Source organism: Streptomyces lydicamycinicus (assembly GCF_000829715.2).
Classification (GTDB): Bacteria; Actinomycetota; Actinomycetes; order Streptomycetales; family Streptomycetaceae; genus Streptomyces; species Streptomyces lydicamycinicus.
The window spans coordinates 48,128-61,758 of record NZ_BBNO01000012.1 but is presented as its reverse complement, the minus strand read 5'-3'; the positions used below and the strand labels follow the sequence as shown (position 1 = coordinate 61,758).

Sequence of the window (13,631 nt, the reverse complement as noted above, 5' to 3'; positions counted from 1 at the left end):
GCCCACGTTCTTCGGGCTGTAGGGGTGGGGACACTCCCCGTACACCGGCGCCCCGGGGGCTCAGTCGAGGTCGATCCGCTCGGTGCCGGTGGGGCCGTCGTCGTCGCGCGGATCGTCCTCGCGGCGGGCGTCGGGCCGGTCGTCGAGGTCCTCACGGGTCCAGCGGCGCTCGCTGCCCTCGACGGCGGAGCGGTAGGCGGCGAGCAGCTCGGAGCCCGCCGCGGCGAGGTGGTCGAAGATGTCGGGGTTGCGCTCGATGACCGGCTCGACGGCCGCCTTGGCCTGCTTGAACAGCTGGTTGACGGCGCCCTGTGCGGCGATCCCGCCGAGCGCGCCGGGCAGCTGGATACCGGCGAGCTTGTCGGTCACCGCCTCCGCGAGCTTGCGCAGTTCCTCGGCGGCGCTGCCCGGCTGCGGGCCGTGAGCGGCGCGGTGCCGGGCCTTCTCGGCCGCGAGGTCCTCGGCGCAGGCGGTCGACCAGGCGTCGGCATCGGGCTCGGCCCGGCGGTCGGCGGGGCGCTCGGTGGCATCACTCATGAGGAACTCCGTGACTCCTGCTGCGAGGCGGTACGGCGAAGCAGTGCGGGACGGGCACGTCGGGGCGGGTCCCACCCTCGACGTTACCCGAACGGTGGTAGCGCGTTCAGTCGCTCTTGGGCCACAGGTCCGGATCCGGGGTGAAGCGGATCTCCAGGGCGCCGTCGCGCAGTCCGGCGCCGGAGACGGTGCAGCGGCGCAGCGCGGAGGGGAGCGTACGGATCCGCCGGAAGCGGCCGACGGTGACCACGATCTCGTCGCCGCGGCGCACCAGACCGAGGCCCCGGCGTTCGGCACCGGGCAGCGGCACCCGCCAGACGAGGATGCCGTCGGTGGCCAGCCGGTCCTCGACGGTCCAGGGGTCGGGGTGGAGTCCGCCGGCGGGCCCGGCCGCGCCGATGTCGCCGGCCGGGCCGCCGATCAACTCGTCGAGCTCGTCGACGCCCTGGGGGTCCCGGCCCAGGTGCGGGACCTCGTGGACGGGGAGGTCGGGGAACTCCTCGCGCAGCGCCTTGAGGGCGGTCTGCTGGCTGCCGGAGAGCGCGGCGAGGAACGGGTCGGCCGAGCCGGTGGGCAGCAGCCGGTTGACGACCAGGCCGTCGGTGCGCCGGCCGTGCAGCGCGAGTCCGGCACGGATGGTGCGCAGCGTGGCGGCGGCGACCGGGCCGGCTTCGGTGACCAGACGTACGGAGGTGCCGGGGTCGTCGATCGTCCGCTGGACGGCGGCGAGTTCGGTCTCCCAGCGCTCGGCTGCGTCGTACAGCTTCTGGGCGGGCATCGGGACGCCGGCCAGCTGGGCGAGCACCGGGCGCAGCGCCCGGGCCGCCTGCCGCTCGGGCGGCAGCAGCCGGCGCAGATAGCGGCGCACCTGGGCCGGCAGGGCGAGCAGCCGGATGGTCTCGGCGGCCGAGGGCATGTCGACCACGACGAGGTCCCAGTCGTCCGAGGCGTGTTCGGCGCGCAGCGCATGCAGCAGCGCGAAGTCCTCGGAGCCGGGGAGTTCGGTGAGCTCGTCCTCGTCGAGGGGGGCGGCGCCGAGCAGGTCGAGGGCGGCGCCGGCGCGCTCCTGGAAGGCGAGGAACTCCTGGCGGAACCGGTCGCCGGGGTCGATACGGCGGGCGTGCAGACCGGGGGCTATCGGGGTGGGCGCGTCGGCGCCGAGGGGCGTGCCCAGCACCGTTTCCGGTGCGCTGCTGCCCGTGGTGAGCAGCAGGGCCCGCTCGCCCCGGCGGGCGCCGGCCAGGGCGGTCGCGGCGGCGAGCGTGGTGCGGCCCGCACCACCGGTGCCCGTGACGAGGACGAGGCGCACGCTCAGAGCTTCTTGGCCTCGTCGGCGGGCGTCTGCGGGCCGTCGTGGCCGCTCTCGACGCGCTTCTTCAGCCCGGCCAGCGCGCGGTCGATGATGACCTTCTCGGCCTTGCGCTTGATCATCCCGAGCATCGGGATCTTGACGTCGACGGTGAGCTGGTAGGTCACCTCGGTGCGTACGCCGTTGCCGAGCGCGGAGAGGTGGTAGGAGCCGTCGAGGGCGCGCAGCATCTGGGACTTGACCAGGGACCAGCTGACCTCGTTCTCGCCGGTCCAGGTGTAGGCGAGGGTGTGGTCGTCCTTGATCGCTCCGGCGTCCAGCAGCAGGCGCACCTGCTCGGCGCGGCCGCGGTCGTCCTTGGCGAGCACCTCTGCCTCTTTGACCTCTCCGGTCCATTCCGGGTAGCGGTCAAAGTCGGCGATCACTCCCATCACTTCGGCGGGTGCCGCCTCGATCGTGATGCTCGAGCTGGTGTGTTCGGCCATCGCCGTGACTCCTCCATGCCGATTCATGTCGGTCCGCCGACTTGCTGAAACGCGGTGTCTCTGCTGCTGAAGGCTACCCCGCGGGGGAACGCGGGCGGACACCAGCAGGCCCGGAACGACGGGGCGGGGCGGCCGGCCGGCCCGCTCCCCCGGGCTCACGACCAGAGGTGTCCGGGCTCACCACTCCAGGACATAGGGCGTCCCGGTCGCATTGAAGTGGCCGACATTGACGCATTCCGTGCCCTCGATACGGGCCCGGCGGACGAGCGGCTGGTGCACATGGCCGAAGAGGGAGTAGCGCGGCCGGGTGGTGCGGATGGCGTGCAGCAGGGCCGCGCTGCCGCGCTCGAAGCGGCGGGCGACGGTGTCGTAGCAGAGCTCGGGGACGTCGGGCGGGATATGGGTGCACAGCACGTCCACCTCGCCGACCGCCTCGATCTTCGCGGCGTACTCCTCGTCGCTGATCTCGTAGGGCGTGCGCATGGGGGTGGTCAGGCCGCCGCCGACGAATCCGAAGACCCGGCCGCCGATCTCCACCCGCTGGCCGTCCAGGACGGTGGTGCCCGGTCCGGCGTACTCGGGCCACAGGCGCGGTATGTCGACGTTGCCGTAGGTGGCGTACGTGGGAGTCGGGAAGGCGGCGAACAGTTCGGCGTACTGCCGGCGGACCGCGCCCTCTATGACCGACTCCCGGCTCACGCCCGTACGGTCCAGCTCGCCCCACAGCCGGCGGCCCAGGGCGCGGGCCTCCTCGAAGCGGCGGGCGGTGCGCAGTTCGACCAGGGCGTCCGCGTTCGCGGTGCCGAAGAGGTCGGGGAAGATGCCGCGCGAGTGGTCGGCATAGTCGAGGAAAAGGACCAGGTCACCGAGGCAGACCAGGGCATCGGCGCCGGCTCCGGCCGCCGCGAGGTCCCGGCTGTTGCCGTGTACGTCACTGACCACATGCACACGCATGGCGTCACCCTAGATCGCGCGCGCGGCCGGCGGGAGACGGGGTCCCACAGCCGGAGTTACTTTCGGGTCACCTACCCATTGGTCTAGTCTGCGCGGGTCAGTCCCCATGGCGTGTCCCGCAGCTGTGACGCATCGAACATCTGGCCGTTCCCCCCTATCCCAACTGCGATACCGATGGGTAACGTCCGGGCAGTCCAATCCCCCCTGCATGATCGTGGACCGCCGCCGGTGCAACACACAGCGTCGTGGCGCCGGCGCTTTTGAGGAGCAGCAGTCTTGCGCGAGTTCAGCCTTCCGGCCCTGTACGAGGTCCCCGCGGACGGCAATCTGACGGATCTCATCCGCCGAAATGCCGCGCAGCACCCGGATGTTGCCGTCATGGGACGCAAGGTGAACGGAGCGTGGCAGGACGTCACCGCCGCCACCTTCCTCGCCGAGGTCCGCGCCGCCGCCAAAGGTCTGATCGCCTCCGGGGTCCGGCCCGGCGACCGGGTCGGTCTGATGTCGCGCACCCGTTATGAGTGGACACTGCTGGACTTCGCCATCTGGAGCGCCGGCGCGATCACCGTCCCCGTGTACGAGACCAGTTCGGCCGAGCAGATCCAGTGGATCCTCGGTGACTCCGGCGCGGTGGCCTGTCTGGTGGAGAGCCCCACCCACGAGGCGACCGTCGAGTCGGTCCGCGACCGGCTGCCCGAGCTGGAGAACATCTGGCAGATCGAACGGGACGCCATCGCCCGGCTCCAGGCCGCGGGCGCCGACATCTCCGACGACGAGGTGGAGGCGCGCAGCGCGCTCGCCGACGCGGACTCGCCCGCGACCATCGTCTACACCTCCGGCACCACCGGCCGTCCCAAGGGCTGTGTGCTCAGCCACCGCAGCTTCTTCGCCGAGTGCGGCAACATCGTGGAGCGGCTGCGGCCGCTGTTCCGCACGGGCGAGTCCTCGGTGCTCCTCTTCCTCCCCATCGCGCATGTCTTCGGCCGGCTGGTGCAGGTCGCCGCGGTGATGGCGCCCATCAAGCTGGGCCACGCCCCCGACATCAAGAACCTCACCGACGACCTCGCCTCCTTCCGGCCGAAGCTGGTCCTGGGCGTGCCGCGGGTCTTCGAGAAGGTCTACAACTCGGCGCGGGCCAAGGCGCAGGCCGACGGCAAGGGCAAGATCTTCGACAAGGCGGCGGACGTCGCGATCGCCTACAGCCGCGCGCGGGACACCCCGGCGGGTCCGACGTTCGGTCTCAAGCTGAAGTACAAGGTCTTCGACCGGCTCGTGTACGGCAGGCTGCGCGCCGTCCTCGGCGGCCGTGCCACCCACGCCATCTCCGGCGGCGCCCCGCTCGGTGAACGGCTGGGCCACTTCTACCGCGGTATCGGCTTCACCGTCCTGGAGGGCTACGGCCTGACGGAGTCCTGTGCGGCCACCGCCTTCAACCCGTGGGACCGGCAGAAGATCGGCACCGTCGGCCAGCCGCTGCCCGGCTCGGTCGTGCGGATCGCCGACGACGGCGAGGTGCTGCTGCACGGCGAGCATCTGTTCACCGAGTACTGGAACAACCCGTCGGCCACCAAGGAGGCGCTGTCCGACGGCTGGTTCCACACCGGCGACCTCGGCACCCTCGACGAGGACGGCTACCTCGCCATCACCGGCCGCAAGAAGGAGATCCTCGTCACCGCGGGCGGCAAGAACGTCGCCCCGGCGGTGATCGAGGACCGGATCCGGGCGCACGCCCTGATCGCCGAGTGCATGGTCGTCGGCGACGGCCGCCCGTTCATCGGCGCGCTGGTCACCCTCGACGAGGAGTTCCTGCCCCGCTGGGCCGAGGAGCACGGCCACCCCGCCGATGTGACGCCGTCCCAGATCGCCGAGGACCCGGAGCTGCTGGCCGCCGTCCAGCGCGCGGTCGACGACGGCAACGCGGCCGTCTCCAAGGCCGAGTCGGTGCGCAAGTTCCGCATCCTGCCGACCCAGTTCACCGAGGAGTCGGGCCATGTCACACCGTCGCTGAAGCTCAAGCGGAACGTGGTCGCCAAGGACTTCGCGGAGGACATCGAGGCGCTCTACCGCGCGTAGGGGCGGGCCCCGCCGGGCCGTTCGTCTTTCCGGAATCCGCCGTCGTGGCCGCGCCACGGCGGCGGATTCGTCGTGGGACCCGGACCGCGGACGGCCCGCTCAGAGGAGTTCCTTCAGGCCCTCCGCCAGCAGGTCCCAGCGCCACTTCTCCTCCACCCAGGCGCGTCCGCGTTCGCCCATCGAGCGGCGCAGCGCGGGGTCGCGGAGCAGGGTGACGATGCGGTCGGCCGTGGGGGCCGGGGACCCGCCGGGGACGACCCAGCCCGTCTCGCCCTCCAGGACGGCGTCGGGGGCGCCGCCCGAGTCGCCCGCCACCACGGGCAGGCCGGTCGCCGAGGCCTCCAGGTAGACGATGCCGAGGCCCTCGACGTCCAGCCCGCCGCGGCGGGTGCGGCACGGCATCGCGAAGACATCGCCGGCGCCGTAGTGGGCCGGCAGCTCCTCCCAGGGGACCGCGCCGGTGAAGTGCACCGATTCCGCGACGCCCTTCTCCTGGGCCAGCGCGCGCAGTTCCTTCTCGTACGGGCCGCCGCCGACGATCAGCAGCACCGCGTCGGGCACCGCGGCCAGAATGGCCGGCATCGCCTCGATCAGGGTGTCCTGGCCCTTGCGCGGGACCAGCCGCGAGACACACACCACCACCGGCCGGCCGGTCAGCCCGAGCCGGTCCCGTACGGCATCGCCGCCCGAACCGGGGTGAAAGGTCTTCTCGTCGACGCCGGGCGGGAGTTGGACCATCCGCGCGGCGGCCTCCGGGGTGAGCGCACCGGCGATCCGCGAGCGGGTGTACTCACCGAGGTAGGTGAGCGTGTCCGTCCCCGTACCGATCCGGCGCAGCAGCTGCCGGGCGGCCGGCAGCTGCGCCCAGCCCGCCTCGTGGCCGTGCGTGGTCGCCACGATGCGGCGGGCGCCGGCCGCACGGAGCGCGGGCGCCATCAGCCCGAGCGGCGCCGCCGCCCCGAACCAGACGGAGGAACAGCCGTGTTCACGCAGCAGCCCGGTGGCCCGCCGGGTCACCCTCGGGGTGGGCAGCAGCATCGTCGTACGGTCCCGGATCACCGGGAACGGCTGCTCGGCGTCGAAGGCGGCGGTGGCCGCGCGCCCCTCCTCGCTGCGCTTCCAGGTCGAGGCGTAGACGACGACCTGGGTGGGGTCCAGGCGCAGCGCCATGCTGTGCAGGAAGGCCTGGATGCCGCCGGGCCGCGGCGGGAAGTCGTTCGTGACGATCAAGGTCTTGTGCACGATGGTCTCTCGACGGTGGGTCTCGGCGGTCCTGGCCCGACAGTACCCGCCGGCCCCGGGTGGGCGGCCGCCCACCCCGCCACGCCCGTGCCTCCTCTACGGTCATGACAGCCGCCACCGGCATCATGCAGCAGGCACGAGCGGGCAGCGCGGTACACACGGGACAGTGGGCAGGGCGCCGGGTCCACGGCCGCGAGCGGCGCCGGCGGACGGCGGCAGGGAAAGCGACGAGGTGACGATGGACAGGATCAGCAGAGCGCGCGGGGTATGGCTCCCGGTCGCGGTCTGGGCCGCGACCCGGGCGGTGGTCCTGCTGTGCGTCCTGAGAGTGCTGGTGCTGCCGGGGCCGGACGTCACCACTGATGTCTCGGTGATCTACCAGGGCTGGTTCGGCGTCCTGAAGACCGGCACCTTCCCGCTGAACGATGTGACCTGGCAGTACCCGCCGGCCGCGGCGCTGGCGATCCTCTCCCCCGGTCTGCTGCCGTTCCTGGACTACACGACGGCCTTCTTCACCCTGATCCTGGTCACGGACGCGGCGACGCTGGCGCTCCTGCTGCGGGCCGGCCGCCGGGCGGAGCACCGGCCGGCCGGCGCCTGGGTGTGGATCGCGGGGGTGGCACTGCTGGGCCCGACGGCCTACGCCCGCTACGACCTGATGGTCACCGCGGTCGCCGTCGCCGCGCTGTTCGCCGCCGCCCGGCGGCCGCGGGTGGCGGGCGCGCTGATCGCCTTCGGGGCGCTGCTGAAGGTCTGGCCCGCGCTGCTGCTGACCGGGGCGGCGCTGCGCGGCCGCCGGGCCCGCGCGCTGTGGCGGACCGCGGCCGGCACCGCGGCCGGGCTGACCCTGCTCCTCGTGGCCGCCGCACCGGGCGCGCTGGCCTTCCTCACCTTCCAGCGCGACCGCGGTACGGAGGTCGAGTCGCTCGGCGCGCTGGTCTTCCATGTGGCCCGCCACTACGGGTGGGACGGGCAGGTGCTGCTGAACTACGGCTCGCTGGAGTTCCTCGGTCCGGGTGTCCCGTTCGTCAGCACCGTCTCGCTCACCCTGAGCCTGGCCGCCGTGGGCTGGCTGTTCCTGTGGCGGGTGCGGGTCCGGGAGCTGCGCCCCGGGACGCTGTGCGAGGCCGCCTTCACCGCCACGCTGCTGTTCACGACCACCAGCCGGGTGATCAGCCCGCAGTACATGCTGTGGCTGGTGGGGCTCGGCGCGGTCTGTGTGACGGTACGTGCCGCCCGGCAGACGCTGCCGGTGGTGCTGGTCCTGATCGCCACCGGGGTCACGCTGCTGGAATTCCCCGTCGGCTTCGCGCAGGTCGTCGCGAGCGATCCGTGGGGCGTCGCGCTGCTGACCGTACGCAACGGGCTGCTGGCCACCGCGTCGCTGATCGCCTGCCGCCGGCTGTGGGTCTCGACACGGGGCGACGGGCGCGGGCGGGCCGGGCGCGGGCGGACCGGGACCGTCGGCGTGGTGCGCGCCCGCCGTGCGGCCGCCGGGGCCCCGGCCGCTCCCCCGGAGCTCACCGGCACCGCCCCGCAGCCCCGGACGGAGGGCGCGCCGCCGTCGCCGTGAGCCCGTCCGCCTCCCTCAGCGCGCCAGTTGTTTCCGCACGAAGGCGCGCCACTGCCGGGTGAACTCCGCCATGCTGACGCCCAGTTGGGTGCGCATGGCGTGGTCGGTCCGCTCGGCGCGGGCCTTCGGCCGCTCTCCGGGGCGGGCGGCCGGGGTGGCCGGGCGGGAGCGGGACGAGGCCGCCGTGGCCGACGAGGCCGCCTCGATCGGGGCCCCCGCGCCCCCCGCCGAGACCTGGGTCGCGCTCCTGCCCGCCGCCCGGTAGAAGGCGAGCAGCTTGGCCTCGCCCCACTTCTCGGCGATCATCCGGCAGGCCAGCCAGCTGCCCTCGTATGCCTTCGCCAGCCGGTCGGCGCCCGCCTTGAAGCCGAAGTCCTCATCGGTCGGCAGACGGGCGGGGAGCTTGCCCGCGGCGACCGCGCGGGTGAGTTCGGGGGCGGTGAGGGCGGCCTTGCGGCGGATGCCGCGGTAGGCGGCCCAGTCGGCGAAGCCCTCGGAGAGCCACAGCGGGGTGGCCGGTGTGGTGGCCGTGCGGGTGGCGACATGGGCGGTCTCGTGGGTGAGGACCACCCGGCGGCCCAGGTCGTTGAGCTCCTCGTACGCGTCCGGGTTGATGATCACGCGGTCCGCCGGCGCGGTCGTCGAGACCCCGGCCTCCCCGGTGGTGACCGCCGCGATCCCCGCGTAGCCGGACGGATCGTCGCTGCCCATCAGCTGCGCCATGCCCTCCACCGTGTCCGGCGCCTCCACCACGACCTTCTGCGACCACTTCCCCTTCCAGGCCGCGGAGACCGCGGGCACCGCCCGGTCCACCCGGTGCGCCAGATCCTTCAGCCGCGCCCGCTGCGCGCCGCCGCCGAGCACCAGGCTGTACCGGCCGCGGACCAGCTTCACCGGCCCCTGGTCCCACAGCTGACGGGTGCCGCTGCGGCCCGCCGCCGCGCCGTCGGTGTCCGAGGAGATCAGCCAGCGGCCGTCGCGCTCGGTCAGGGTGAGGTACTGGACGGCGTGCACCGGCGCGGTGTCGAAGCCCTTGAGGCGGTAGCGCAGCCGCACCTTCGCGGCCAGCCGCGTCCGGTCGCCGCCGGCCGGGAGCGGGAAGGCGTCGGCGGAGTCGAGGTCGTAGTGCCAGTCGGCCAGCGGCACGCCCTTCAGGTGGGCGAACATCGCGCGCTGGCGGTCGCGGTAGCCGACGGCCCGCGGGTCGACGGAGGCGAGGAAGCCCGCCGCGTCCTGCCGCTCGACGGCCCGCGCGCGGGTGTCGAGCATCCGCTGGACGTCGGGGAAGCGGGCCGTCGCCGGCGGGGAGCCCGCGGGCCCGCAGCCGGCCAGCGGGGCGAGCAGCGCGAGGACCAGGGCGGCGCAGCCCGCCGCCCCGGCCCGCGACGGCCGCCGTCTCGCCCGCTGGTATGACATGCGGACGATCGTAGGTCGGGCCCGGCCCGGGCAAAAACGCGGAGATCCGCCTCAGGGCCTGGTGACGGACGAGATCGGCATCATCCCGACGCGGTCGTAGCGGACCCGTGCGCCGGGGTAGGGCGCGTGCACCACTTGGCCGTTGCCGACGTACATCCCGACATGGCTGGCGTCCGAACGGTAGATGACCAGGTCACCGGGGCGTGCCTGGCTCAGCGGCACCTGCCGGCCGGCGCCCCGCTGGGCCTGGGAGGTACGCGGGAGGGAGACTCCGGCCCGGCCGTAGGCCCATTGGGTGAGTCCGGAGCAGTCGAAGGCCGTGGGGCCGCTGCTCCCCCAGGCGTACGGGGAGCCGACCGCGGCACGCACCGCGGCGACGGCGGCGGCGGCCCGCCCGGAGGACGGTGCGGCGCCGCTCAGGTCCGGGGCCGCCTCGCGGTGCCCGTCGCTCCGGGAGGCCCGCTCGTAGGCGGCCCGGTCGCGCTTGGGGAGCGCGTTCAGCAGCCGCCGCGCGGTGGCCAGCTTGCGCTGTACGTCCTTCTTGTGGCGAGCGACAGCCTTGCGGCCGGCCTCCAGCTCGGCGAGCTTCCTGACGGTCTCCCTGCGCTGCTGCTCCAGGCAGCGCTGGGCCGCTTGGAGGCCGCGCAGCTCATCGGCCTGCCGGTGACCGAGCCGGTCGAGCGCGGAGGCCTTCTCCAGGTAGGTGTCGGGCCGTTCGGAGAGCATGAGCCGGACCGTGGGGTCGATCCCGCCCGACCGGTACTGGGCGGCGGCCAGCGCGCCCAGATGGCCGCGCATCCGGTTGACCCGCTCCTGGGCGCGGGCGGTGCGGTCCTGGAGGGCCGCCACCTCGTGGCGCAGCTCCTTGGTCCGGGCCTGGGCGCCGTTGTACTTCTCGGTGGCCCGCTCCGCCTGGACGTAGAGGCTGTCGACCCGTGCGGTCGCCGCGGCACGGCCGGTGGACGGGCTGTCCGCGGGGTCGGCGGCGGCCGGTGGCGCCGACAGCGCGGCGGCCGCGGTCGCCAGGGCAGCCGACACCACGGTGACTCCGGCGAGGGTGGTCTGGGGGTGCTGCGAGGTACGGCGGTGGGACACCACGAGAGCCGCACTCCTTCCGTGCAGCCCCTGCCGCCCCGGGAGGGCGCGCGGTGAACCGGATGCTGCGAGGGCAGACAGTAACGGCGGCGATGCACACCGGCCAAAGCGCCCATTTCGACCGCAAAAAGCCGCCCCGCCGGTGACTGTGCAGGTCACCGGCGGGGCGGCAGGTCAGCGGCCGGGGCCGCAATTCGCCCGTTCGGGCGGCAGGTTGAGGGGGTTGTGAGGCTTTTCAGACCCGCACGCCATACATGAAGGGCATGTTGTTGATCGACTCATAGCGCACGTTGGCGCCCGGCTTCGGTGCGTGCAGGACCTGGCCGTTGCCCGCGTAGAGACCGATGTGGTGCAGGTCGCTGTAGAAGAGCACCAGATCGCCGGGCTTGAGGGCGCTCTGCGAGCTGATCTGGGTACCGGCGCTGGCCTGTGCCTGCGAGGTGCGCGGCAGCGACTGGCCGGCCTGCTGGTACGCCCAGGAGGTCAGACCGGAGCAGTCGAAGGACGACGGGCCGGTGGCGCCCCAGACGTACGGCGAACCTATCTTGGACTGAGCGGCCTGGAGGGCGGCTGCACCGCGCTGCGAAGCCGGCACGTCATCGCCGAGGTTGACCCGCGAGTTGCTGCGGTTGGCGCGGTTCTCCTCGGCCTGCATGGCCGCCCGCTCCTTGGCGGTCAGGGTGTTCAGCAGCTCCTGCGCCTTGCCGAGCTTGCCCTTGATCTCGTCCTTCTTGTCACCGAGCGCCTTACGGGTCTCGGAGAGGTCCTTGATCTTGGCCGCGGCCTCCGCGCGCTCCTGGGCGAGCCGGCGCTGCTTGTCCGCGATGGTCTTCAGCTGGTCGGCCTGCTTGCCGCTCAACTGGTCGAGCGTGGCGGCCTTTTCGAGGTAGGTGTCCGGGTCGCCGGAGAGGAACAGCTGGACCGAGGGGTCGATGCTGCCGCTGCGGTACTGGCCGGAGGCGACCGCGCCGAGGCCCTTGCGGAGCTGGTTGAGCTCACCCTGACCGCGGGCGACCTTGTCCTGGAGGTCGTCGACCTCCTTCTGGAGCTTCTCCTGCTGCTCCTTGACGCCGTTGTACTTCTCGGTGGCCTGCTCGGCCTCCCCATAGAGCTTGTCGACCTCGGACTTGACGTCCTTCTTCGACTGGTGGGGGTCGGCCTGGGCGGCCTGGGACGAGAGAGCCACGGCCGCCGCGGCGGTGGCGGTGAGCACGGTCACGCGGGTACGGCTCGGCTGCTTGGGTCGACGGTGGGACGCCACGGGGGCGAGCTCCTTCTTCCTCCAGCCGCCTACCGGGAAGTGGGGGGGTGAGACCCCGGCTCCGCGTGAACGCCGCGGACTCGGCGGTTCCTTCACTGTTCATCCCGGTTGGATGATCATCTGCATGAAGGTTCGGGGCTGACCTTAGTAACGGAGTTGTGATCGCTTCAAATCCTCACGGGAAAATTCTGCGCCACCAACCCCATCCTTTACCAACATCGCACAGGCAGTAAGCGCCAATTGACGCTCAGATACGGAGCGCAAGCGAATTCCGCGTCCGAGACCCCGACGGAGGGGAGTGCGTCAGGTGCGGGCAAGTCGCTTGAGAAGCAAGGCCGATGCGACCGGGCGCGCCCCGGCCTTCGCCACACCGTCGGCCACTTCCCGGTCCGTGGAGACCACGACGACCGGGCGGCCGGGCGGTTCGGCCCTTACGAGCTGACGAATCAACTCATCGGCCGTTACGCCCGGTTTGCTGAACAGCACCCGGACCCCGCGCGGCGGCGCGAGCAGCACCGGCGCCGCCAGCTCCGCGCCGTCGAAGACACAGGTCATCTCGGCGCCGGTCTGCGCCGCCAGCACCGCGAGGCCGCCCAGCAGCCGCAGCCGCTGCTTTTCGAGCGGCATGGTCGGATAGCCGGTTTTGGTGACGTTGTAGCCATCCACCACCAAATGCGCCTGCGGCAGGGCGAGAAGCTGGTCGAGCAGCGCCGGGTCCATCTCCGACAGCGCCCGGGTCGCGATGTCCTTGGGCGTCATCCGCCCCGGCGCGACCGCCTCGACGGTGTCCGCCGGGTGCACGTTCGCGGGCGGCAGGGCCAGTTCGCGGCGCAGCCCCTGGGCCGCGTCCAGGACCGTGTCCAGCAGCAGCCGCAGCCGCATGTCCTCGACGCTGCGACCCTCGCGCGCGGAGCGCCGGCTGGTCTCCAGCGCCGTCTCGGCCTCGGCGATCCGGCCCTTGAGCCGGCGCACCTCGCTGTCCGCGGTGGTCTTCTCGGTGGCCGCCCGGTCCCGCTCCTCCGCCAGCGCGGCCTCGGCCTTGCGGACCGCCGCCTCACCGCGCTTGATGTCGCTCAGCGCACTGCGCAGCTTGCGCCGCAGCGACTCGTTCTCCTTGCGCACAGCATCCAGGTCCACCCGGATGCGGTCGGCCTCCGTACGGGCCTCGCCGCGCGCCTGCGCCAGCTCCTCGCGCAGCCGGGCCAGCTCCCGCTCGGCCTCCTCGCCGGCCCGCTCGGCGCGCGCCCGCTGGGCCTCCTCGCCGGCCGCCGCGACCAGCTTGACCCAGCCCTCGGGCCGCAGCACATAGGCCGCCGCAGCGACATCGAGCGGATCGGCGGCCGCGGGCGGGGTACCGTGCTCCAGCGCCGCGGCCAGCTCCGGCTGCGCCTCGTGCAGCTTGCCGGCGATCCGCTGCCGGAAGACCGCGTCGCTCTCCAGCGCCGCGGCCATCGCGTTTCCGGCGAATTTGGCCCGACGAGTCGGGGTGAACCGGGCGTACTGCCGCAGCGGGGGCGGGAGTTCGGCGACCGTCAGCGCGCCGAACGACTCCGCGGTGAGCGCCACGACACGGCGCCGTACGCCCTCGGGCAGCGGTCGGTCGAGCACCTCGTCCGCCGCACCCTCGGGTACGTCGTCACGCTGGGCCCCCGGCTCCCCTTCTGGACGGTCCACCACGGCTGCCTC

At 73.0% G+C, this 13,631-nt stretch carries 11 protein-coding genes; 2 read left to right on the top strand and 9 right to left on the bottom strand.

Features of this window, described 5'->3' with window-relative positions:
- Nucleotides 1–60: 60 nt before the first annotated feature.
- From TU31_RS34045 to TU31_RS34030, 4 genes are all read right to left on the bottom strand, one after another.
- On the bottom strand, nt 61–537 hold the full coding sequence (locus TU31_RS34045) for a DUF5304 domain-containing protein (protein WP_042161965.1): 477 nt from the start codon (nt 535–537) through the stop codon (nt 61–63).
- A 106-nt stretch (nt 538–643) separates the two neighbouring features.
- Complete coding sequence (locus TU31_RS34040; protein WP_042161964.1) at nt 644–1,846, bottom strand: ArsA family ATPase; 1,203 nt, start codon at nt 1,844–1,846, stop codon at nt 644–646.
- A 2-nt stretch (nt 1,847–1,848) separates the two neighbouring features.
- Nucleotides 1,849–2,331, bottom strand: coding sequence for an SRPBCC family protein (locus TU31_RS34035; RefSeq protein ID WP_042161961.1), 483 nt, complete (start codon nt 2,329–2,331; stop codon nt 1,849–1,851).
- Nucleotides 2,332–2,508: 177 nt separating this feature from the next.
- A complete protein-coding gene (locus TU31_RS34030; RefSeq protein WP_042161959.1) occupies nt 2,509–3,285 on the bottom strand; it encodes a metallophosphoesterase family protein in 777 nt (258 codons plus the stop codon).
- Between the two features lie 276 nt (nt 3,286–3,561).
- Here TU31_RS34030 and TU31_RS34025 point away from each other — a divergent pair, with 276 nt between their 5' ends.
- A complete protein-coding gene (locus TU31_RS34025; protein WP_042161956.1) occupies nt 3,562–5,358 on the top strand; it encodes an AMP-dependent synthetase/ligase in 1,797 nt (598 codons plus the stop codon).
- A 99-nt stretch (nt 5,359–5,457) separates the two neighbouring features.
- Here TU31_RS34025 and TU31_RS34020 read toward each other — a convergent pair whose 3' ends face one another.
- Entirely contained in the window at nt 5,458–6,600 is a 1,143-nt protein-coding gene (locus tag TU31_RS34020; RefSeq protein WP_042161954.1) for a glycosyltransferase family 4 protein, read from the bottom strand.
- 238 nt (nt 6,601–6,838) lie between these two features.
- Between TU31_RS34020 and TU31_RS34015 the strand changes: the two genes are divergently transcribed.
- On the top strand, nt 6,839–8,173 hold the full coding sequence (locus TU31_RS34015) for a glycosyltransferase 87 family protein (protein ID WP_042161951.1): 1,335 nt from the start codon (nt 6,839–6,841) through the stop codon (nt 8,171–8,173).
- Nucleotides 8,174–8,188: 15 nt separating this feature from the next.
- Here the strand turns inward: TU31_RS34015 and TU31_RS34010 are convergent, their stop codons facing one another.
- The 4 genes from TU31_RS34010 to TU31_RS33995 form a co-directional block, all read right to left on the bottom strand.
- Entirely contained in the window at nt 8,189–9,589 is a 1,401-nt protein-coding gene (locus TU31_RS34010; protein WP_042161949.1) for a hypothetical protein, read from the bottom strand.
- 51 nt (nt 9,590–9,640) lie between these two features.
- Nucleotides 9,641–10,687: a C40 family peptidase gene (locus tag TU31_RS34005; RefSeq protein ID WP_042161946.1), complete on the bottom strand. Its 1,047-nt coding sequence runs from the start codon at nt 10,685–10,687 to the stop codon at nt 9,641–9,643.
- Between the two features lie 232 nt (nt 10,688–10,919).
- A complete protein-coding gene (locus tag TU31_RS34000; RefSeq protein ID WP_042161943.1) occupies nt 10,920–11,945 on the bottom strand; it encodes a C40 family peptidase in 1,026 nt (341 codons plus the stop codon).
- A gap of 303 nt (nt 11,946–12,248) precedes the next feature.
- The gene (locus tag TU31_RS33995; protein WP_042161941.1) at nt 12,249–13,622 is read right to left on the bottom strand and encodes an NYN domain-containing protein; all 1,374 of its coding nucleotides are present in this window, start codon (nt 13,620–13,622) and stop codon (nt 12,249–12,251) included.
- Nucleotides 13,623–13,631 lie beyond the last annotated feature (9 nt).

What these genes read in the sequence shown, in the direction of transcription:
- TU31_RS34045 (WP_042161965.1), bottom strand. Translation starts at nt 537, where the DNA reads ATGAGTGATGCCACCGAGCGCCCCGCCGACCGCCGGGCCGAGCCCGAT.
- TU31_RS34035 (WP_042161961.1), bottom strand. Translation starts at nt 2,331, where the DNA reads ATGGCCGAACACACCAGCTCGAGCATCACGATCGAGGCGGCACCCGCC.
- TU31_RS34030 (WP_042161959.1), bottom strand. Translation starts at nt 3,285, where the DNA reads ATGCGTGTGCATGTGGTCAGTGACGTACACGGCAACAGCCGGGACCTC.
- TU31_RS34015 (WP_042161951.1), top strand. Translation starts at nt 6,839, where the DNA reads ATGGACAGGATCAGCAGAGCGCGCGGGGTATGGCTCCCGGTCGCGGTC.
- TU31_RS34010 (WP_042161949.1), bottom strand. Translation starts at nt 9,589, where the DNA reads ATGTCATACCAGCGGGCGAGACGGCGGCCGTCGCGGGCCGGGGCGGCG.